Annotated in this window: 14 protein-coding genes; 6 read left to right on the top strand and 8 right to left on the bottom strand. The window is 55.8% G+C overall.

The annotated features are described in order from the left end of the window. Window positions 1-123 precede the first annotated feature (123 nt). From ML541_RS15040 to ML541_RS15015, 6 genes are all read left to right on the top strand, one after another. The gene (locus ML541_RS15040) at window positions 124-2802 is read left to right on the top strand and encodes an ATP-binding protein (protein ID WP_243374080.1); all 2679 of its coding nucleotides are present in this window, start codon (window positions 124-126) and stop codon (window positions 2800-2802) included. A 2-nt stretch (window positions 2803-2804) separates the two neighbouring features. Next, a complete protein-coding gene (locus ML541_RS15035; RefSeq protein WP_243374077.1) occupies window positions 2805-3437 on the top strand; it encodes a response regulator transcription factor in 633 nt (210 codons plus the stop codon). Window positions 3438-3674: 237 nt separating this feature from the next. Then, window positions 3675-7634: a CxxxxCH/CxxCH domain-containing protein gene (locus tag ML541_RS15030; protein ID WP_243374076.1), complete on the top strand. Its 3960-nt coding sequence runs from the start codon at window positions 3675-3677 to the stop codon at window positions 7632-7634. A 69-nt stretch (window positions 7635-7703) separates the two neighbouring features. Continuing rightward, complete coding sequence (locus tag ML541_RS15025; RefSeq protein ID WP_243374075.1) at window positions 7704-9002, top strand: cytochrome c biogenesis protein ResB; 1299 nt, start codon at window positions 7704-7706, stop codon at window positions 9000-9002. Beyond that, on the top strand, window positions 9002-9829 hold the full coding sequence (gene ccsA / locus ML541_RS15020; protein ID WP_243374074.1) for a cytochrome c biogenesis protein CcsA: 828 nt from the start codon (window positions 9002-9004) through the stop codon (window positions 9827-9829). The genes ML541_RS15025 and ccsA overlap by 1 nt, the downstream gene beginning before the upstream one ends. Window positions 9830-9840: 11 nt before the next feature. Continuing rightward, window positions 9841-10338 carry a hypothetical protein gene (locus tag ML541_RS15015; protein WP_243374073.1) on the top strand — a complete coding sequence of 166 codons (498 nt, stop codon included), beginning with the start codon at window positions 9841-9843 and terminating at the stop codon, window positions 10336-10338. 138 nt (window positions 10339-10476) lie between these two features. On the opposite strand, the gene ML541_RS15010 is transcribed toward ML541_RS15015, so the two are convergent. The 8 genes from ML541_RS15010 to ML541_RS14975 all read right to left on the bottom strand — a co-directional run bounded on the left by ML541_RS15010 (window position 10477) and on the right by ML541_RS14975 (window position 22959). Beyond that, window positions 10477-11217: a hypothetical protein gene (locus tag ML541_RS15010; protein WP_243374072.1), complete on the bottom strand. Its 741-nt coding sequence runs from the start codon at window positions 11215-11217 to the stop codon at window positions 10477-10479. 252 nt (window positions 11218-11469) lie between these two features. Further along, window positions 11470-16059: a hypothetical protein gene (locus tag ML541_RS15005; protein ID WP_243374071.1), complete on the bottom strand. Its 4590-nt coding sequence runs from the start codon at window positions 16057-16059 to the stop codon at window positions 11470-11472. A 43-nt stretch (window positions 16060-16102) separates the two neighbouring features. Further along, entirely contained in the window at window positions 16103-16918 is an 816-nt protein-coding gene (locus ML541_RS15000) for a hypothetical protein (RefSeq protein WP_243374070.1), read from the bottom strand. Between the two features lie 195 nt (window positions 16919-17113). Beyond that, on the bottom strand, window positions 17114-17380 hold the full coding sequence (locus tag ML541_RS14995) for a hypothetical protein (RefSeq protein WP_243374068.1): 267 nt from the start codon (window positions 17378-17380) through the stop codon (window positions 17114-17116). A 134-nt stretch (window positions 17381-17514) separates the two neighbouring features. Then, on the bottom strand, window positions 17515-18870 hold the full coding sequence (locus tag ML541_RS14990) for a sigma-54 dependent transcriptional regulator (RefSeq protein ID WP_243374067.1): 1356 nt from the start codon (window positions 18868-18870) through the stop codon (window positions 17515-17517). Between the two features lie 4 nt (window positions 18871-18874). Next, on the bottom strand, window positions 18875-20335 hold the full coding sequence (locus tag ML541_RS14985) for an ATP-binding protein (protein WP_243374065.1): 1461 nt from the start codon (window positions 20333-20335) through the stop codon (window positions 18875-18877). Beyond that, window positions 20332-21213: a phosphate/phosphite/phosphonate ABC transporter substrate-binding protein gene (phnD, locus tag ML541_RS14980; protein ID WP_243374064.1), complete on the bottom strand. Its 882-nt coding sequence runs from the start codon at window positions 21211-21213 to the stop codon at window positions 20332-20334. The genes ML541_RS14985 and phnD overlap by 4 nt, the downstream gene beginning before the upstream one ends. A 27-nt stretch (window positions 21214-21240) precedes the next feature. Further along, window positions 21241-22959, bottom strand: coding sequence for a cytochrome c3 family protein (locus ML541_RS14975; RefSeq protein ID WP_243374063.1), 1719 nt, complete (start codon window positions 22957-22959; stop codon window positions 21241-21243). Window positions 22960-22967: the final 8 nt, after the last annotated feature.

The following is a 22967-nucleotide window of genomic DNA, read 5'->3' as shown; positions in this document are numbered from 1 at the left end:
GATCTTGCCAAAGTTTTTTCCAATCATCTTTGGGAAAAATAATTTTTTCAGTTTGCTAAGCAGATGACGATTTACTGTATAGTGACCGATATGAAAGGGATGCTCAACAGTGAGGAGACACGGATGTCACGGGGGGCTAAGCTTTTACTTGTTGCTCTCGTATGTGGGGCCGTTACAGCCAATTGTCTCAGGCTACCGCTCTACTTTAAGCTGGATCTGTTGTTCGGCAGCATCTTTACGATGCTGGTCATCCAATTGTTCGGTTTCCGCTGGGGAATTATCACTGCCGTCTTATCCAGCGCCTCTGCCTGGTTTGCCTTCGGTCATCTTTCTTCCGGCATAAATGCCGTATGTGAGGCTGCCTTTGTTGGGTATCTGTTGCAGAAGCGAGAGAGGGGATTCGTCTATCTTTCCGCCACTTACTGGATTCTGCTGGGAATGCCCCTGGCATGGCTTTACTTTACCTTGCGCTTGCCGGCAGGTGACGACCTTCCCTGGCTGATCATGCTTAAACAGGGGATCAACGGCATTTCCAACGCCCTTGTAGCCCAACTGCTGGTAAACCTCTTTCTCCTTTCCCCCGGTCTGTCACACATTACCCACCGGCGGCATACCTCTTTTCAACAACTGATTTCCACCATTCTTGCCGCATGCGTGCTATTTCCGCTCCTGACGTTGACCATTTTAAGCATTCGCGAGGAATTCGAGGATGAAATGGCTGTGCAGGCTATACGGGAGCTTGACCGTGTTGTTGCCCACAGTCAAGGGACGGTGCAGGCGTGGTTGAATGAACGGCTTGCGGATTTCAATTCCCTGGCCCAGTTGCAGAGCAGTTTCGCAAACGTAGCGGGAAAGCGCATCAATATTCACCAGATCAACGAGCTGGACCGGAACATCGTGCAGATTGGGTTTATCGATCGCCGGGGAATCAGTATTGCTTTCGATCCACCGGTTGATATGGTGACCGGGCGGGCTAATGTGGGCCTCAGGTTTGCAGACACGGCAAAACTGAAGGCCCTGCATGCCGCAGCGAAGCCGGTCCTGTCCCCTGTGACACGGGGCTTGGATCAGCATCCCCAGGTTGTTGTCAATGTGCCGGTTTTAACTGCAGGCAAATTTCAAGGCTTCGTGACCGGCGTTGTGGACCTGCAGGGGGTGAGCGGGCTGTTGTCCCAGTTAGCGCGCGACTGGTCCTGCAGGGCGATCCTGCTGGACAGTCAGCGGAGGATCATTGCAGCCAGTGATGCTTCCTGGCCATTGCTGGAGAAATTCGACCGGCACGGCGGGAGAATCGCTCAGCTGAATGATGCAACCTACCGGTGGAGCCCAGACAGCATGGAAGCTTCCGGTCAGCCTGAGCGGTGGCGGCACTCGTATTATGTCCGGGAAATTCAGCTCAGTCCCGACATCTCGTGGCGGCTCATCCTGGAAGTGCCGCAGGGACAGCGGTTGCATGCCTTGAACCAGTTGTTCATAAAAGACCTGTTCTTCATGATCGTCGTAACCATGCTGACGCTGGTGGGCTCGCACCTCATAGGCAAGCGCCTGGCATTGTCGCTGGAACGGCTGCGAAATGCCACTACGGGCCTGCCGGACACGGTATCATCCCAGAAAAAGATTGATTGGCCTGTCAGCCATATTGCCGAGATTGACTCCCTCATAACCAATTTCCGCAATGTGGCTGCCTCCTTGTCGGAGAAGTTTGGCGAGCTTTCTGCAGGGAATCGGGAACTTTGCCGGGAGAATCAGGAACGGCGGAAGGCTGAAGAGAAGCTGGGGCAGGCGGTCTCTGAGCTAATGGCCATCTTTCAGGCCTTTCCGGACCTTTGCCTGGTCGTGGACCGGGAAACGACAGTGCTCGATTGCCGTGGCAGGATGCATGACATGATCCCTCCGGCTGGTGGAATAGCGGGCAAACGCCTGACCGAGACCTTTTCCAGAGATGTGGCCGCACGTTATGGCGGCAAGGTAGAGCAAGCCCTTGACTCCGGCGCCATGGTAACATTCGAATATTGCCTGCCGGGAGATACTGGCGATAATCATTTTGAGACACGGATAGTTCCATTGGCCCGAGACCAGGTGGTGATCATCATCCGTAACATCACCGATCTGAAAAAAGCTGAAGAACTGCGGCTCGCCAATGAACAACTGCGCCATCTCTCCATGTATATAGAGGATGCGCGGGAAAACGAACGGGCCTGCATTGCCAGGGAGATCCATGACGAACTTGGGCAGCAGTTGACTGCTCTGCGTTTCGATCTGGGATGGATAAGCAAAAGACTGGACGGCACTCAAGTGCATGTCGCCTCAAGGATCGCTGAAATGGCGCGGTTATTGGACGGCACCATAAAATCGGTACGGCGGATTGCCACTGAGTTGCGTCCCAGGCTTTTAGACGATCTAGGCCTGGTGGCGGCTCTGGAGTGGCAGGTAAGTGAATTCACCAAGAGGACGGGTATCCCCTGCGAACTGCAGCTGGAACGGAACGACATGGTAGTGGAACGTCGGCGTGCCACGGCCCTTTACCGGATCCTGCAGGAGGCTCTGACCAACATCATCCGCCATGCACAGGCAAGTCGGGTGACCATTGCCTTTCGGGAAGAAGGCGGCATGCTCCTGCTGCAGGTGATGGATAACGGCAAAGGAATTTCTGCCGGGCAGATGAAAGGGGAATCCTCTTTCGGCATGCTGGGCATGCAGGAACGCGCCCGGGAATGGGGGGGCACCATGATGGTGTCCGGCGAGCCGGGGCGCGGCACCAGTATCTCGGTGGCTATTCCCCTGGAAGACAAGGAGTTGTGAGCATGTTCAAGGTTGCCATATGTGATGACCACGCCATAGTGCGCAAGGGGGTGCGGGAGATCCTGATAGAGACCAGCGATATACTGGTTGTCGGCGAAGCGGGCAACTGGCTGGAACTTCTTACTCTTCTGCACGACAACGAAGTGGATCTGGTTCTGTTGGACATATCCATGCCCGACCGCAACGGTCTGGATATCCTCAAGCAACTCAGGCACGAGTATCCGGAGGTGAGGGTATTGATGCTGAGCATGTACCCGGAGGAACAATACGCCATTCGGGCTCTCAAGGCCGGAGCGTCTGGCTATCTGACCAAGGATAGTGCCCTGGATGAACTGGTGAAGGCAGTCCGGCGGGTATCAGGCGGCGGTAAATACGTCAGTTCGGCGCTGTCCGAAAAACTTATTGCCGAATTCGGGGAGTCAAGGGACGCCCTGCCACACGAACTTTTGTCCGACAGGGAATTCCAGGTGCTCACCATGATCGCCTCGGGAAAATCCTCGGCCGACATGGCCCATGAGCTTTCCATCAGTGTCAAGACGGTCAGCACTTACCGCTCGCGCATTACAGAGAAAATGAGATTAAAAAACGATGCCGAAATCACCGCCTATGCCTTAAAACACGACATAGTCAAATAGTCTTCCAAATTTCCTGCCTTCGCTACGGGTTCCTTCCGCAAGTTTGTAAGATTTCGCCTACAAATATTTAATCCCAGTCCTACAAGTAAATAAGACCTCCCCTACATACTAATCGGTGTCACTTGGATATATTAGCCCGTAGTCTCGTGAAAAGTGCGCACAGCGGCCCGTCCGAATACAGCAGCGCCGGGCCTGGATCTCTTTGATCTATATATTAATATGCATTGGAGGCAGCGGATGAATGTACAGAATCCCACATGTGCCGGCAAGCAAAAGCATTGCCTGAAGTTTTCGGTTTATTTTGCTTTGCTTTACGCTTTAACCCTGATCGTTTTCGGGTGGGCGAAACCGGCGCAGGCGGTAAGCCCTTTGTTGCACAGCAGCGCCAACCTCGGCACCAAGTACGGTAACTGGGGTACCACATACGACTGTACAACCTGTCACAGCACCTCCACTGCCAATATCAAGAGGGTCAGCCAGGCCATCAATACCCCCATCGGTGCACGGAACGTGGTTTTTGCCCGCACGACGACAGCGTCGAGCAATAACGGCACGACCGGTGTCTTCGGCAATGACCTGCGAACCTATTCCCAGAATGGTTCCCAGAACGTCTGCGAGGTTTGCCACCATCAGACCCTTCACCACCAGTATAGTTCAGCCAAGATTGCCGACCGGAGCACGAATCCCCATTTCAACAATCAGGACTGTGCAAGTAGCTGCCATATGCACAGCAATGGTTTCAAGGCTGCCGGCTGCGACGGCTGCCACGGCAATCCACCGATAACTGCCAGCATTGGCGGCGGCGCTCTCAATGGTCTCGCCACGCCGGCCACCGGCGCCACCAATCCGGCCAGTCCCGGTGCCCACCAGCAGCACGCCATTGACATGGCAATGAGGTGCGCCACCTGTCACAGCAATACCGTCATGCCCACACTGAACAACATGGTCTATATGGGGTTTGCCGCCAATTCGGCAAACGTGCCCGGCTTCGTGGGCAACGTGGCCTATGGTTCCTATACGGGGCACACCTTGACCGCTCCCTATACCGGGTTTGCCGCTGCACCCGGTACGGCGGTGGGGGTCAGCTCCACCAGCTACCAGAACAGCTGCAATGTCTATTGCCATGGGAACTGGACCGGTAATGGCGGCTCGATCGGCAACCCTTCCTGGGTCGGCGGCTCCAGTCAAGGGGCCTGCGGCACCTGCCACGGCGCAACACAGGCAGCTCCACCCACCAAGGCGAACCATCCCAAGCACGTGGGCACCTATGGGTATTCCTGCACCAAGTGTCATCCCAACGTGACCAATACCAAGAGCCACGTGCAGGGGAGTGTCCAATGGCGCCTCAGCACCGCCACCAACGGCCTTATCGGCAGCAGCGCCACGTATACGGCAAACGGCAAAGCGGCTGCATCCAGCGGTGCAACCGGCAATCTTGCCCCCAGTGCCGTTTACGGCACCTGCAACAATCTCTACTGCCACAGCAGCGGCCAGAACCTGGCCACCCCCGGTGCACCGCGCACCGTTCCCCAGTGGGGCAATTCCCTTACCTGCAGCGATTGCCACGGCAACAGCAGCACTACCCTTACCTCCGGCTCCCACGTGAAGCATGTGGCAACCTTCGCCTGCGACAAGTGCCATGCCCAGACGGCAAGCAATGCCACGACCATCAAAAACACCGCCAACCATGTCAGCGGAGCCATCAATGTTGCTTTCGAGATCAGCACCTCAGCAGTGAGCGGCGCCCAGTACGGCGGCGTGGCCACACCTCGGACCAAAACTCCAGATGGCGGCGCCACTTATGGTTCATGCACCAGCATCATCTGCCACAGTAACGGCCGCGCCCTCTGGCAGGGAACCGTCGGCACCGGCAGCACCCTTACCTGGGGCACTGCCGGCACCTGTTCGGCCTGCCACGGTAACAGCAAGTCCTACTATACCGGTACCGACTGGCGTAAGGCATTCCCGCTCTATACCTCTTATCCGATCGCCAGCGTCAACAAGCCAAACTCGCACCAGCACCATGCGGATGTGCGGGCAACCAACGCCGGTCCCCTCTGCCGTCAGTGCCACTGGGATATCACCCAGACCGATACCTCCATCAACAGCACACTGCCTGCGGATTCCGCCACCAACGGCCCCCACAGCCTGAGGAAAAACGCCTATTCCGTCACCGGGTCCGGTTCCGGTTCCCAGTACAAAAAAGGTGACGATGCAACATTTGTCTCCGGCGGCACCCTGGCCAACGTGACCGTGACCTACACCGCCGGCGCCAAGCCCGGCGCAGCCACCTGCAGTGCTGTTTCCTGTCATCCCACCGGCCTGGGGACCAACCCCAGCTGGAATGAGCGGCATAACTGCACTGACTGCCATAAGGTGGATCTGCAGAATACTGCCGGCTACCACCATGCCATGAACAACTACTCGACGGGCTCCGGCTATCCAACAGCCATTCCCGATGGTAGCGCCACCTCGGGCACCAATGCCGCCTCACGGCGCTGCGTCATGTGCCATGTCAATCATGACATCTTCAGCCCGGCGTTAAACAGCAATGTTTCCAACCGGTCCGGCAATCTGCGTCTGTCCATCGCCACTACCCCGACCGCGACCAGCGGCTATGCCTCTTCCGACTACGTTTCTAAAAACGGCACCGGCGGTATCTGCATCAGCTGCCACAATACGGAACGGACCAAGAGCACGGTGAACCGGAAGAACGAAACAACCTCCACCAAGACACCGGCCATTGTCTATGCCGATTACAGCTCCATGACCAAGACCCACAACTACGCCATTGCCTCGAACATGAAGAACGACGGCGGCAGCTTCTCAGCGAACTGCACCAAGTGCCACAACGGCCGTAACGGCGAAGTGGCGGTCTTCTCCCAGATGACCACCGGTCTCCATGACCGGAGCGTGCGTCGCAGCTACAATACCCTCGGCGGCAATTCAGTGGATGGCCAGAACAACGACGCCAATTTCTGCTTCCGCTGTCACAGTAACGCTACCGGTACCGGGTCCCCGACCAGCACCTATATTACCACTAAAGGGAATAAGGATATCTTCGCCTTCAAGAACATGACTGCCCGCTCGAAGAACCTCTATGCTGCATTCAACGATTCGACCCTGACCAGCAAGCATAAGGTGCAGTTCGCTTCCTATACCACCCACAAGCCGAGTCCCACCGACGAGACCAGGAGCTACATCTCAAGTAAAAAGCAGGTTACCTGCGCCGAGTGTCACGACCCCCATGCGGCGGGCAACACCGTGCATGTGGCCGGCACCACCGGCAATGCCGTTGCGGCGGGAAGCATGCTCTACGGCACCCCGGGCGTCGGTACGGCGCTCACCTTCAACAAATGGACCTCGGCCACCGGCTTCGCCACGACACCGACACCGGCAACTGCAGAATACCAGATCTGCTTCAAATGCCACAGCTCCTACAACACCAGGCTTTCTGCCTGGAGCCCGTATTCCACAGCATCGGTACGTAGTTGGACCAAGGTGGACAAGGAGTTCAGCACCGCCAACAACGCGGGCTTCCACCCGGTAGCAGGGATCAACGCCAGCCGCAACACCACCATGGCCCTCAAATCACCCTGGGCTGACGGCAAGCTTATGTACTGCTCTGACTGCCACGGCAACAGCAAGCAGACGGTCAACGACCCCCGTGGACCCCATGCCTCGGCCAATGCCTTTGTGCTGAAAAAACCATGGACCGGCGCCAGGATCAACGGCACCTCCGACACTACCAACATTGCCGCGACCATCTGTTTCGACTGTCACGATGTGCAAGCTTACGTGAGCGGCGGCACCAACACCACCAGCAGCGGCTTCGGTCAGCAGGGCACCCATACGCTCCATGCGGATCACAACGGCTGGGGGGTCCCATGCAAGGTCTGCCATGTGGCCCGTCCCCATGGCTGGGATTACAGCGCCGGCCGTTGGGCAACACGGGCAACCGCACTTTCCGGCACGCCGCGGGGTATGCTCCTCATCGACGGCGGACAGGTGAAGCCCCCTTACCGTGGCACCTATTCCGGGCAGGGCTTCGGCACCGGCGGCGCCTGTACCAGCAATGCCGACTGCTATCTGGTCATCAAGTCCTTCGCCACCAGCGGCCAGTGGACCACCAGTAACTGCGCGGCGACGCCATCCACCTACACGGGTGACCCTAGCACCCAGACCCATACGTGGTAGCTGTAAACTGACAGGCACGGCAGCCGGGGAGCACACTCCGGCTGCCCTGGGGGTTCCGACGAAAAGCACATGCTGAAAAAGTCACTCCAGTGCATAAAATCCCTCCGGCTCTCCATGGGGCTGATGATCCTCCTGATCCCGGTGATCATGGCGGGCAATCTTTTGCCGCAAACTGGGAGGGTCTCCCCGGCTGCAATCCAGGAGTGGCAGCAGGCTCATCCTTTGGTAGGGAAGGCGGTTCTGGTCGGAGGTTTCCATCATGTCTATACCTCGTGGTGGTTCCTGTGTATTTTCAGCTGTTTGTTTCTCAATATGGCCCTTGTTACCTGGGATCTGGCCAGGACCACCCTGGTAAAAGCGCGGGGGCTCCATCGTTATAGCCATGAGGCAGTCAGCTATTTCACCCTTGATGAGACCGCTTTCAGCCGTGAACGTCTCGACCGATTCGAAGCGGTGCTACGCGGTAGAGGGTATGTGTTGAAGCAGGGCACAGATGAAATCTATGGGCGCAAGGGCTGGCTCGGTATCTGGGGGGGGACGATCCTCCACCTGGGATTGGTTGTCCTGCTGGTAGGGGCGCTGATCAGCGGCTTGTCACGGTTCAACGGCTATATGGAATTGGGTGCGGGGCAGGAGGTCCCGGAGAACGACCAGGCATATGCGCAGAAAAACAAGGGCATTTTCTTTCCCGGTCATTTGCAGGATGTGACCCTGCGCCTGGACGGCACGGAAGAGCACAGAAACGGCAAAATGAACATTGTTACCAGTGCGGTTGCCGTTATGGATCATAAATCTGGGGAGGAAGTACACAAGACCCTGACCATGAACGATCCCTTGTATTTTCACGGGCTGAAGATGTATCAATCGGATTTTGTCGGTCCTGCCGCGCTTTTCGTCGTTACCAGTCCGGGGGCACCCGAGTCTGTTGCAGGTTACGTCAATCTCCAGTCCCGAAACGGCAGTAATGCCATCTTCTCTCTGCCCGGTACCCCCTTTCAGGCGAAGATCGATTATCATGCCGCTGACCGTTCTCTGGAGATGGAAGTTCATGACCGGAACGAAGTGGTCTACAAGGGGCCCATCGCCATCGGTCAGACACTCAAGGCCGATGACTTTCTGATACGGCTTGAAGCGGTTAACAAATGGACCGGTCTTCTGGTCGTCTACGACCGGGCGGTGCCGGTTATCTTCACCGGCTTCATCCTGGCGATCCTGGGAATTGCGGTAATGGGGCTCTTCGACCCACGGGAGATCTGGGCGCGGAGGGTGAGCCGGGACGGCACTGATATCCTGGAAATCGTCGGCTGGGGACGGTGGCGGAACATGTTTCTCGACGAGTTTCACGATATGAAGGAGAAATTGGGATAATGACGGGTCTGATAACATATCAGCGGGTGATTTTCTGGGGGGTGATTTTCCTCTACCTGGCATCGTGGCTGCCGATCATGTTCGGCGTCATTTTCGACAAGGAACGCTGGATCCCCATGGGGGTTCGCCTGAGCATTGCCGGTGTAGCCCTCCATCTTGTCTGGGTGGCGGTGCGCTGGGTACAGGTGAAACACGGCCCGTACATAAACCTCTATGAGGTGGCCTCCTCGAACAGCATCATCGCCATGATCATCTTTCTGCTGGCCCAGTGGAAGTACCCGAAGGTGCGCATACTCGGTATTTTCATTCTGCCGACAGTGTTCCTTTTCATGGGGTTCGGTGCCCTTTCCGTCAAGGACCCGGTAGCTCTCTCCCCTATGCTGGACAGTTCCTGGCTCGTGGTGCATGTCTTGACGGCAAAGCTTACCTTTGGCTCGTACCTGATTTCCTGTGTGCTGGCCGCTGCTTACATCATGAAAGAAAAGGGACGGGACAGCCGGCTGCTCAGACGGTTTCCCGTGAATCCCGTCAACGAGGAACTGAACCGGAAATTCGTCACTCTGGGCTTTCTCAATCACACCGTCATGCTCGTTTCGGGATCGGTCTGGGCAAACGTGGCTTTCGGCAGCTACTGGAGCTGGGATCCCATTGAGACCTGGTCCCTGATTTCCTGGCTGACCTACGGCATTTTCTATCACCTGATCACCATTCATGGCTGGAAGGGGAACAGAATGGCGTGGATGTCCGTCGCTGCTCTCGGCTCGGTACTGTTCGCCTTTTTCTGCGTGCCCTATATTTTTGTCAACTCCCATAATATCTTTCTCTAGCAGGTTTTGCCATGGCTCGTACCCGTAACATAATAATGCTGCTCTTGATGCTGCTGGTTGCCGCCGGCTGTAAAAGGACCGACATGGAGACCATGAAAGCCGAAGATTTCCTGCCGGTGATTCAGGCATACGATGATCGGCTGATAAAAGCTTACGCTGCCGGGGATGCGGGCATCATGGGGGAGCTTGATTCACCTCGGGATAAGGAAACGATCGGAGAATTGATTGCCGGATTAAAGAGCCACAATGTGCGGATGATGGCCAAGGTCAAATCCATCTCCGTAAAAGGTCTGGAGAAGCCCGAGCGGGGCAGGGCGGTTGTATTCACCGAAGAAAACTGGGATTACACCTATAGCGACCTTAAAACCGGCGAGATTAAAGATGCCAGGCGCGATATACAGTACCGGATGGCCTATGTGCTCAGTGTCCATGACGGCCGTTTCGAGGTTGCCCTTGCCGCCTATCGTGAAGATTACGAGAAAACCAAGAAAAACGCAGTGTTGAAATAGACAAAGACCCCCATAAGCTTTGCTCTATTTCTTTTGCCCCGGCGTATACCCCTTAGAATACGCCGGGGATTTTTTATCTGTAACTACAACAATCTCAGGTACGATGGATGGGGTGGGTGCAATGGCCATGTCCCGCTGCTACTTGTCATGGCAGGTCAGGCAGAGCTGTGAATCCTTGAGGGGCGCATAAACGAAGTAGTTTTTATCCGCGCCACCGTTATTGTTGTCCCGGTTATGCACATCATGGCAGGTGGCGCAGGTCATGATCCTTCCCTGATACAGTTGATCCCTCACCAGCACCGCCGGATTTCCCCTGAACGTCAAAGTGCCGTCAGCCGCGAAAATGCGTTTGTCTGTGCCATCCGCGTTTGCTCCGGCACCGGCTACCTTCGTGTAATCGAAACCGATAGGATGATCCCGGGTCAGATCGCCTGAGGCACCAATGGCCATATTTGCCTCCGGTGTAAAGCTGTCACCGGTGAGAAACTTCGTCCCCGTGGCCATATCTCCATAGTGCTGGTCAGCGGCAATGATGCCGTCGTGGCAGCTCATGCAAAGGCGGCTGGGTCCCGCCAGCGGATCGGTGATGTTCCTGGCATCCACCTCGATGGTGGGGGATTTGTAAGAGATGTAGTTCTGTTGGGTCAGGTTGTGGGACCAGAGGGGCATGTAGTCTTGGGCGCTGGGGTCCATGGCGTGGTGAGGGGTATGGCAGAAGGCGCAAATGCGTTGCTGGTCGTCTCGGGCAGCGCCCGCCAGGGTATTGATATCATGCTTTGACAGGGCGATTCCCGTACCCGAAGCCACCCCGGCAAAGGCGTCCGCCGGTGCAGTACTTGTTGCTACCACAGCTATCATCAGCAAGTTCAAGATCCTCATAGGCGCTCCTTTCGTTGGCAAAGGTACCCTCTTGATCGTCTGCTGCGTAACTGCCTTCTTTGAATGTGCCCCCTTCCTTGCGTTAGGTACCCACACTTGTCAATTATATAGTATTTGTCCTGAGAGTGAAGGTGATGGGAAAGGTATGGGGAAAGACGGATGGCTTATGAATTTGCAGGTTGGGACGTTGAATATAAAAAAAACCCCCGCTTCGAGGGAAGCGGGGGCAAGGTATACAGCTTTATCATTGAACTATCTGCGGGTGTAGCCACCAGTGCCAGATCTGGTCAGGTATGATTTCAGTGTGGTAATGCTGACATCGGGTCCGACCTGGCCAGGATAGCTCGTCGGACGAGCAGCCGAGTAATCGGAGAACTTGATTACCTGGTTCTGGTCAGGGTAAACCACGGTCCGATCGCCAACGTCGCCCTTCTGCAGATAGACGATGGAGTCAGCGATGAGAGCGCGGCCGAATGCGCGGTTATGAACATGGGAACCCTTCTCGGCAAGAAGGAGCTTCAGGTTCATGGCTGCACCGCGGGTCTTGTTGTTGTCGACGATGCCGGCGCCGCCGAAGGTGGTGCCGACCGTCACATCGAAGCTGCCGGAGAAGTATGGATAGGCGTCGGCGTAAATGATGTTGTACTGGGCCAGTTGCCATTTGAAGAAGTCGAACATGCGGTACCAGATCTCCTTCTCCTCGTCGATGAACTGCTCGATGCTTGCCACGGGTGAATCCGCATTGGCTTTGTGGCAGCCGTAGCAGGTGCGGGTCATGGGTTTGTCACTGACAAGATTGGTAGCCCCTGCCATGGTGGCATTAGCTACTTCGGCAGCCCCGAATGTATGAGTGTTTTTAGGCCCAAGGTGGCAGGCAACGCATTGCCCCTTGTTGCCCGTGTCGTTCGACACCCCGGCCAAGTCATTATTGCCACTGCTGCTGTAGTTATCCATGCCGAGACGGCCATGGCTCCAGTTGGCATTTTTGCCCACTTTTCCGGCGGCGCCGTATTCATTGTAGCGGACACCGGAGGTGTAGAACTTGAAGCCGCCTTTGCCGTAGAACACTGCGGCAGCGCCCAGATAGTGCGGGTTGGTGAAGCCTTTGCCTGCTGCGTTGGTCGGGTTGCCGGCGACAAGTGATTCACCGTTCTCCCGTGAAGCATGGCAAAGGATACAGACGTTGGATTCACCCACGTCGGCAAAGTTCATGACCGCTTTCGGGGTATTGCCGCCCACACCCATGGGTGCGGTGACGGCGCCGCTGTTGCGGATACTGGTCTTCCAGGCGGTGCTGCTGTGGCAGGCGTTGCAGCCCAGTACCTGCTTGGTGGCATCGCCGGTAATACCATAGGCATTTATACTTGGTGCGGCGGTGCCGGCGGCAAAGGCTGCGCCGACGTTGTCAACGAAACCTTTGGTGGTGTGACACTGGACGCAGCCCTGGTGGGTCTTGAAGTCGTAGTCGGTCCAGGCCATACCATCGATGCTACCATGGCCGGAAGCGGCATACTCGGTGATGACGGTGCTGCCCGGACTGTCGGTGCCGTGGCCGTAGCCGTGGCAGTAGTTGCATTGTGTGTTCGGCACCACATACTGGGCCTGGGTGAAGGTCTGACCGGGGACCAGAGCGCCATTGGTGTTGAAGTGTGGTGCCTGCTCGATGCCGGGTACTGCTTCGGCGCCGAGGGTGCTGCCGGTACCGAAGTGGCAGCCCATGCAGCCGGGGTTGTTCAACTGGGCCACTGCCAGGTCTTTCTCTGCAGCGGTGATGGTTCCGGCGGTGGCCAGGTTCTGGATCGTTGCTGCTGCCGAGTCGTTTATGACATGGTCATCCAGCCAGTCGATGGAGTCGTTGATGAGCCGCCTGGAATAGGCCGGGTTGTGAACGTAGGCGGCCGAGTCGGCGGTCTTGAAAAGGTACCAGTTGAACCAGGCGCCGATGTTCTTTTCGGCAATGGCGTTGTCCTTGGTGCCGAGGCTCATGTCGAAGGCCTTGCGCTCCGGCAGGACATTGACGCCGTCCTGGGTGAAGCCTTTCTGTACCAGCAGTTTGCCGAGTGCTGCAACAGAAGCATTGAATGCATCCTTCTTCTTCTGGATGTCCTGGTAGGTGAAGGCCACCGGATGGCAGTTGGAGCAGAGGGTGGTGGCGATGCCGTTGATCTGTCCCGTTGTTGCATCTTCGGTTACTGCTTCAAGTGCATGTGTTTTTTCTGAAGTCATATGACAGCCGGCGCAGTTACCGGAGGTGATGCCGGTGTTGTTGTAGCCGGTGCCGGTGCCATAGTTGCCGATGCGGATATGACGCATACGGTCCTGGTATCCCTGGGCGGAAGCAAACTCGTAACCGCCCTTGCCGTCAACGATGGCGGCAGGTTGTGCCTCGTGGGGATACATGGCGGTACCGACGGAGTACTGCTTGAAGGCACCCTGGGCAAACAGCGCTTTGATGCCCGTTCCTGCAGCACGCTGGCTGTGGCAGGGGAGGCAGATGTTCGAATTCTTGTTGTCGGTAAATTCCAGTGACGTAGTCATTTTTGCCCCAGCAATGGTGGCATTGCTGTAACCATAGAAAGATTTCACCTTGGTGAAGCCTGTGGGCATCGGTCGTACGGCACCCCTGACACCTTTCGCGCCGGAATGGCAGCCGTCGCAGGTGAGCGGCGCGCTGGCCTTGTCCAGGGTCTTGGCGACCGGGTCAAGATAGACCTTGTCGATGTTGCTGAAACCGGAATCCCAGAACTGGGCAAATCCGCGGGAGCTGTGGCAGCGGATGCAGTTGGTCTTCTGGGGTGAGACTTGGTAATTGACGCCGTCAGTGCCTTGGCCGTTCCAGTTGTGGGTTGCATTGCTGACAAATGCAGGTGCATCGACTTTGCCGTGGCCACCTTCGGCCCATCCGGCGTTGACACTGTTGTTGTGATAATGGCAGCTGGCGCAGGTCGCGCCCCCTTTCGTGATGTAGGATGCAGTCGGGTAGTAGCCGCCGGCATCGGCTGTGCCGGTCTGGACATGGGGTGCTTTACCCGTTTGGTCGGCGTTGTAGATGCCATAAGGGGCGCCGGGTGTATGGCAGGTCTGGCAACCGGTGGCTGCAACGGGGGTCAGGGTGCTGTAAGCGCCGAATGTGGCTTCGGTTGAATGGGCATTGTGGCATGCAAGACACGATTCCTTATCCATGCCATCCAGTTTGGCATAGGTGCCGTTAAAGTGGCTCGACTTCTCAAAGGCTGCCACCGACCAGCCGTGATTGCCGCCGGCATGGCAGGTGTAGCAGGTGGATTGTGCTGTGGCCGTATCAGGGTTGTGTGAATCGTGACAGGCCATGCATGCGTCGCCACCAGGACGAGAATAGACGGTGTTGGCAGGACCATATTTGCCGGTGCTGTCCGTATAGGTTATGTAGCCGGTGGATTTGCCGTTAGCCAGCACCGTTCCCACATTTTGTGAGGGACCCATGCCGGGGCGGAAATGGCAGCGGTAGGCGCAGGTGACGGTTGTGCCATTTTCCGTTGTGGTGTAACTGTCATTGGCATTGAGATACTCATCGGTATGTGAACCGTCGGAAGTGACAATGCCGCCGCTGACCGTGGTATTCAGTTGGTTGGCAAATTCGGGGCCATACTCGAAATTGTTTTGCCAGTGCTTGCTGCCCCAGAACTCAGCGGGAACCACTCCATGACCGGTACCGTTTGCTCTGATGCCGGTATGGCAGTACATGCAGGTATTCTGGTAGGTGGCTACTTTTTCCTTATGGGCCGAGGAGGCGTTCTTGAACGAACCACCCGCCTTCAGACCATCGGAGTGGCAGGCGCTGCAGCCATACACCGACTTTTGGGTGATGTTCCTGAAATGGCAGCGAATGGAGCAGGTGACCTGGACGCCATTTTCAAGGGTGGTATAGCTTGTATTGGCATTGAGTACGCCGTTTATTCCGGTGCCCGGATCGGTAAATTCAGGACCGGTTTCAAGATGATTGTTCCAGTGATAGCTGGCGGTAAATGCATTGTCTTTGCTATAGTGACAACCGGCGCACTGATTGGAATCCAGAGCGTTGGTTGCGTAAGCGCTGACGGCGACGATATCGGTGACGCCATTGCCCAGGGTGTCGCTGACCGTGAGCTGGATGGCATAGATGCCGGTCACGTCAGGAGTGAAGCCTACATTCGCTCCGGAACCGGTAAATGTGCCTCCAATGGAATTGGACGGTTTCGACAGTACGGCCCAGGCAAAGGCGGTCCCATCCCCGCTTCCGCTCAGATTGGCTGTTTCCCCAAGCACGATCTTTTGGTCCGGACCCGCATTTGCCGTGTTACTGGCGAAGGTAACCGCAACCGTGTGCGGCGCCGTAAAACTGGCGATGGTGTAAGTCATGCCGGCCGTATTGGTTACTGTCTGCGGAACATCATTATCTATTACGGACAGGATCTTAAAGCCCACATTGGGTTTGATGCTAAAAGACTTGGATTTCCCATAGGCTACCGTGTTGCTGGTGGCGCTGGTGACACCGCCTCCGGCATTGGCCGTGGCCGTTACCAGAAACGTCTTTGCGGCAAAATAAGCGATTATCGTCTGCATGGTGGACCTGGGAGAGACACTGACCGTGGAGACCGCCCCCAGACTGACGTTGTTCAACAATACCTTGGAAATATCATTGCCGGTGGCTGGAGTGATCTGGAACGATTTTGCCGAACTGCTGGTATAGTTTTGATATCCGCTTGGGGTCACACTCCCCATTGCAGGCTGAGCGGAGGTCGCCTTTACCGTCCATGTTGCTGCATTGGCAAATGCCGGCAGGGCAAGTGACAATGTTAATAGATACGTGAGTCTTTTTAACATTGGATTCTCCTTGCTTGGGATTCTGTGAATGGGTTAGGTGCTCCTATTTGTTGTGACAGGTGGTGCACAGTTGCGACCGCTGTTGTGGTGCATAGACGAAATAATTGAAGCCGGTTTCGGTGCCGCCGGTGTTATCAAGGGCGCTACCTGTTTTGCTGGCAACGTTGTCCTTATTATGAACGTCATGGCATGTGGCGCAGGTCATGGTCGTGCCAAGATGCAGCGTATCCTTGATTGTCACGCCGGCGGGATTGCCGTTGAAGGGGGTGCTTATATCCCTGATGCCCTGTGCCAGTTTGTTTCCGGCCGCCTTGTCGGCATTCATGGCATCCAGATAGTTGAACCCGATCGGGTGGTCACCGATGAGGCTGTCTCCGGCGCCCACTGCTCCATGTTCAGCGTCGGAGTCAGAGAAGATATCGCCGGTCAGTTGTGCCGGGTTGAGGGTATCGGTGGACTTCCGGTAATGGGTGTCAATGGCAACGACCCCATCATGGCAGCTCATACAAAGACGGGATGGGCCGATGAGGGGATCGCCGATGGCTGCCTGAAGGGTGTCACTGATATAAGGTGTATAGTTTTTTTCAGTGAGGTCGTGGGACCAGAGGGGGAGGTAATCGGCATTGTTCGCTGCTGGATCAAAAGCATGGTGAGGAGTATGACAGAAGGCGCAGGTTCGCTCCTGCTCATCACCGGAAATTGCGGAGGGAACCCCGTTATAGATCTTGGCGTAAGCATTGATGTCATGCTTGGACCCATATACACCCCCGCCTGGAGCGGTAAAGGCCAAAGCGGTTGCCGTAGTGGCGGTTACGACTGCGGTAAGACTGAGCAGTGCCAATAGGTTTTTCTTCTTCATTTTGTTATCTCCTTTTGTGATCTTGATTGGATTCTGTGGCGTCAGGTTTTCCCATCTTTTCTGCTGTCTTTTGTTTCTGGTTGTATCCATCATCACCTCCTCTCCCGAACTTAAAAATGGAAAACTGCACGAGACCTTCTTCTAAGGAAGCCAGGCAGTGTTACGCTGCTGTAACACTGGCGGCGAAATAACGTCTTATTTTCTCGAAGATTTAAAAAATCTCCATCCCCAAGCATTTCTTGTCTGCTGCCTTATTTCACGGGCCTGAACAGCCAGTGACAGAATATTCTTGTGGACCGCGAGCACCTCTTCCAGTGAATCAGCATCATTGATGATCATGGTGCTGTCTGCCAGTTGCGTTTCTGCCGAATGTCGGCCATTACCGTAGGCATAGACAGCAATGTGGTAAGTGCTGGTGCGGATCTCCAATTTCGAGCTGTGTACAAGTCTTTTTCTCATCATATGTCCCATCCCGTAGCAGTTCGTACGAAGAAGGGAGCATTATTGGTGCCAAATAATTAAAATAAATAAATTAATGTAGGGGTGGGTGATGCGAGATTCGGTCAGGCCGATGGTGAGGCAGGGTGATAGGGAGATCAGGATCGCGTTTTTTTCAACCTTTCCCACAGTACTTTACGGGAAAGGCCGAGAATGCTGGCGGATTTTGATTTGTGACCACCTACGCTTTCCATGACCTTTTCAATGTAGCGATTTTCGAAGTCAGCAACCGCATCCCGCAGCGGTTTGCCAATGCTGATGCCTTCTCCTAGACGGTCAGCCATGACAGGGTTCTGCATGGAAAGGGAAAGGTGGTGGGGTTTGATGTTGCTACCCGGGTAGAGAATGAACAACTGCTCGATCATGTTGCGCAACTCTCTGACGTTGCCCGGGAAATGGTACTTGCAAAGCATCTCCAAGGCCTCTGGGGAAAAGATCGGCTTTTTTCGGGTTGGGTCCTGATTGGAGAACGTCTTTTCAAAATAGGCAATGAGAAGCGGGATGTCCTCGATCCTGTTCCTTAAGGGGGGAACGGTAATCGGTACTACATTGATGCGGAAATAGAGGTCTTCCCGAAAGGCATGTGAAGCGATCAGCTGGAGAAGGTTCTTATTGGTTGCTGCAATGAGACGGAAATCTACGGAATATTCCCTGCTGCCGCCGATCCGGTAAATCCTCTTCTCTCCCAGCACCCGCAGAAATTTGCCCTGCAGGAAAAGGGGCAACTCCCCGATCTCATCCAGAAACAGCGTCCCTTGGTCTGCCTCTTCGATTCGACCGCTACGGCTCCTTTCGGCTCCGGTAAAGGCGCCTCGATCCACACCAAACAGTTCGCTTTCGAACAGTGACTCGGGAATGGCGGCGCAATTAACCTTAATAAATGTTTTGCTGCTTCTTCTGCTGGTTTGATGAATGATGTCTGCCAACAGGTCCTTGCCGGTGCCGCTTTCTCCTAAAAGCAGAACTGTGGCATCGGTGGTGGCGACAACGGCGGCCGTGTGCAATATCTCTTTCATGATGGGACTGCGGGTGACGCAACTTTTGTGGAAGGTTTGCTCCAGATCCATCAGGTCCACCTGGTGTTCAATCTGTCGCAGGTCGGTAATACGCTGCAGTTTCTGAAAAAGACTCTCCATGGCAAAGGGTTTGGTAAGGAAGTCACAGGCGCCGATTTTCATTGCGGCCACAGCTTTTTCAATGGTGCCATGGCCGGTCATGACCAATGCCCGGCAACACGGAATTCTGCCCAGAATCTCAGCCATGATCTCAAGGCCATCGGCGTCCGGCAGCCCAAGATCCTGCAACAACAGATCAAAGCTGCTGCCGGAGATGGTTCGCAGTGCCTCGGCACCGTTCCGGGCAATGGTTACCTGGTAGCCGGCACCCTCCAGAGACCGCTTCAGAGGCGCCCCCAAGAGCGGTTCATCGTCAACAATAAGAACCCGAATTTCCATGGTGTTATTCCTTGTGCAACGGAATGGCGACGGTAAATACCGTACCGCTCGGCCCGCTTTCAAATTCGATGCTTCCCTGGTGCATGTCAATGATGGCCTTGCAGATGGCCAGACCGATGCCACTGCCAGATCCGGCCCCCTTGGTGGAGTAGAAGAGCTCGAAGATCTTTTCCCGGTTATGGTCGCTAATGCCGCTACCCTGATCGGTGATGGAAAAACAAAACCGATCATCCGCCACAAAGGTGGCGAAATGAATGTTGCCATCAGGGGGCGAGGCGTCGGCGGCATTGACAAGCAGATTGAGCATGACCTGATGGATCTTTCCCCTGTCCATGGGGATCAAGAGCTGCGGGACACAACCATCGGCAGCACTCAGAGTGACCGGGTATTTTCTGAGGGCCATGCGGGCAAAGGAAGTGGCCTCATGAAAAAACAGATCGCTGGCTACAGGATGCAGGTCAAGCCTGGCGGCGCTGCTCAAATCGGAGAGCTGCTTGACGATGTTGCCGATCCGGTTGAAGCCCTGCTTGACAATATCCAGGTCCCAGCGCATTTCCTCCGACACCCTCATTTCCAAGTTGTACAGGCAGGTGGCAATAGCTGCCAATGGATTGTTCACCTCGTGGGCGACCCCTGCCACCAGCTTGCCCGTCATGGCAAGTTTCTCGCTTTGCACAAGGGAGTCGATCGCCTTGTGCCGCTCGGCTTCGCTCTGTTGCAGGCGCTCAATCATGGCATTGAAGCTTCTCTGCAACAGGCCTATCTCGTCACGCCGCTGGCCGGAGGGGGCTGTTGCCATGGATTCATGGGTTATCTCGGCCATGGCCAGTGAAAGATGCTGCAATGGTTTGGTCATTGTAAGGCCGATCAGGTAGAAGATGCTCGTGCCGATGAGAAAAAAACATAGTGAGAACCACCAGATGGTGCGCTTCATGGCCTTGAGCTTGGCCTGCAAAGGAGCAAGGGAGAAGCCCACTTGCAGCACTCCCCAGCTCTTGCCGTAGATTTTTAGGGGGAGGGCCATGTGCAGCACGGGCGCCCTTCCCTTGGTGGCCGGAATGGTTACCATGCGGTAATCATCATCAGCCAGGGCTGCCATGGTGAATGGATCTCGATAGATTTTGCCATATTCCCCCATCCGGTTGTGGGCGATGACTTTGCCCTGTGCATCGATGATGAATGCATACTCGGTGGTGAACTGGGGATTGGCCATGATGTCCGCCAGGATGTCATCGAGAAAACCGGTGGGGTCGCGGGAGCCCAGTTCTTCGTTGATAATGGTGTTGATGACCGGGACTTTCACCGAAGAAAGAACCAGCCTGCCGCCGCTTTGCAGTTTTTCCGTCATCGCCTGCTCTTCCATGCGCAAGAACCAGCTTCCGCCGGTAAAGGAGGTAATGGCGACAATCATTGCCGCTGCCAGAACAAATTTCGTTTTCAGGCTGAAGACGAAGTGGGTCTTCATCTGTGGCAGCCCTTGCCGCAGCTGTAGGGGATAGTCTTGAACATGCGCGAGATGAGCCGGTAGTCGGACAAGCTCGCCGTGGTGAAACCATTTTTTAAGGAATCATCCCAACTGGCCATGAGTTTTTCGTGGGTGGGATTATTCCGGTCCAGCTTGAGCAGGGCGTCGGTAACCGCCTTTGTCAGAGCCTTCGGTGCATCGCTTCTGACGACAATGGGGGAGGTGGGGATAGGGTCGGAATAGGCCAACACGCGCAAGCCGGAGGCGCTGTATTTGTCGGCGGTTGTGTCATTGACTGCTCCGGCGTCATAATCCCCCCTCAGCACAGCCTTGGCCACTTCATCATGGTTGCTGAAGTTTGTAAAACCGCCCAGTTCCTGGAGGTAAACCCTTTTGTTCAGCAGCATGTAGCGTGGGAAAAGGTTTCCCGAGGTGGAGTGCAGGTTGCCAAAGGCAACCTTCTTTCCCTTGAGGTCCTGCAGGGAATGAAGCGATGAAGAGCTGGAGACTACGATGGCACTCCGATATGCAGGACGGCCATCCTCACCCAATGGTTTCAGGATGGGGATGGCTCCGAACCGAAGCCGCGCCTCCACGAAGGCGATATCACCGAGGAAGCTGATCTGGGTGGTGTTGTACTTCAGGTACCGTAAGCATTCCAGGTAGTCGCGGCTGATTTTCAGTTCAAACCGATAGGGGGTATTCTGGGTCAGGTAATCCATCAGTGGTTGATAGCGCTTGTACATACTGATCGGGTTGTACTGGAGGTTGACCCCAAAGCGTATCACCGGCTTCTCGGAGTGTGTGGAAGAGACTGCCGAGGGGAGCAGGAACAGGAAAACCAGGAAAACAGCTGCAATGCGCAATATGTTCTTCATGTGCCCCTCCTTGTGTTGATGGTATGGTTAATAACTGCGGGGGTTGCTGCCGTGGCAGCTTACCGAACAGCTTCTCGAGGCGAAGGACGGCGTCAGTCCTGCGTACCGGGTGTCGAAGTTGATAAGGTACTCATTTGCTGCCACTCCATGGGGATCATGGCAGGCAGAACAGGGAGCCTCCTTGCCTAGATGGTCAAGCACATGGGCCTTGTGCAGGGCAACAGACGGAGCATTAGGGGGACGCATCGGGTTCAACAGGTATTCGGCATCATGGCAGCGGAAGCAGAGGGGATAGGTCTGATCCATGGCGGGGAAGGTGTCGCTGTTTCTCTCCCGCAGCATGTGTTTCTCATCGGCACCCATGGGGCTGTGGCAGTCAGCGCAATAAATGCGGGTCATGGTGAACTGGTACTGGACGAGCAGGCTTCTCCCCGTTCCTCTCCGGTTGCCGGTGACCGGGTGATAGGATTGATTAGCGGTCGAGAAACGGGCGCTCTGGTCCGGATTATCCCACTGTCGCACCGGCCGGTCCCCGTATTTGGCGAAAACGGCATTGGTGTAGGCGTGACACTTGTAGCAAACCTGATATTCGGCCGTTGCCGGTGTAACCTCAGTCTTGCCCCATTCGTCTACCCCCCTTGCGCCTCGTAAAGGGCCGTTGATGGCCGGTGCCATGGAGGCTGGCGGCACTGCCGGATCCGCCGAACCCAGTGGAACTCCCTGGTAACTGGCCTGATGTGGATCGTGGCAGTCCGCACACTCCACATGCCGTATCCTGGCGGGAAGCGTTTCCGTTTGCACGTGGACGCCACTCTCCGAAAAGAGTGCATGGGTATAAGGCTTTCTGAAAAGCGCGGCGATATTGCCATCATTATTTTTGCCGTTATGACAACTGCCCACTTCCTCGGGCTGGTAGCAGTTGGCGGCGGGCACGGCACTTTTCAGCAGATGGGCTGCACCGGGTGCATTGTGGGGCAGGTGGCAGTTGATGCACCCCCACTGGGCGATTCTGGGACCATTGGCGCTATCCCTCGTCCCGCCGGTTCGATGACTGCTGTCGTCGAGCCAGCCAGTCTTTCTATGGCAGGTTGTACAGAGCGGCGTGCCCGGGTTTTCCTGGGGCAGATTGTTGATGACGGTGAAATTGTCATTCTGGTTGTTATGGGGATTGTGACAAGAGGTACATTCCAGGTAGGCCCCCTGCGAGAGCTTGATGCCGGCGGCGGCAATAGTTGGCAGATCCGCGATCTCCCCATTTTGTTCCGCAGAATAGAGGAAGGAGATGGGGTGATCATCGGAGAGGTCCCAGCCGAGGCTGGTCTTCGTGGCAGGTTCGGCTTCAGGTTTGTTGCCCATGTTCGGCAGCCCCTCATCCAGATTGAAAGAAGGATTTAGCGCTCCCAGGGCGACGGTGCCGTCGTGGCAGCTCAGGCAGAGACGGGATGCCTCCCTGGGTTGCCCTGGTTTGGCCTTGAGAGTCGGCGATGCATAGGGAATATAGGCGGTCACGCTTGAAATGCCGCGACTCCACAAAGGGCCCTCGCTATTGGCATGATGGGGGGCATGGCAGAAGATGCAGATGCGTTCCTCTTTGGCGGATTGGTAAAGAGACCCGTTGCCTTTATCCTCAGCACCTTTTCCTGAGACGGAGAGGTTATGGGGGGTATCCGCCACGTTTACTCCCCTTGCCGATGCCAGTGCCTCATTCACCTGCCATGGCATGGTTGTGACCAGGCTTGCAAGCATTATTACGA

It is taken from the genome of Geotalea sp. SG265 (assembly GCF_022808985.1).
GTDB lineage: Bacteria > Desulfobacterota > Desulfuromonadia > Geobacterales > Geobacteraceae > Geotalea.
This window is presented reverse-complemented; position numbering and strand designations above follow the sequence as displayed.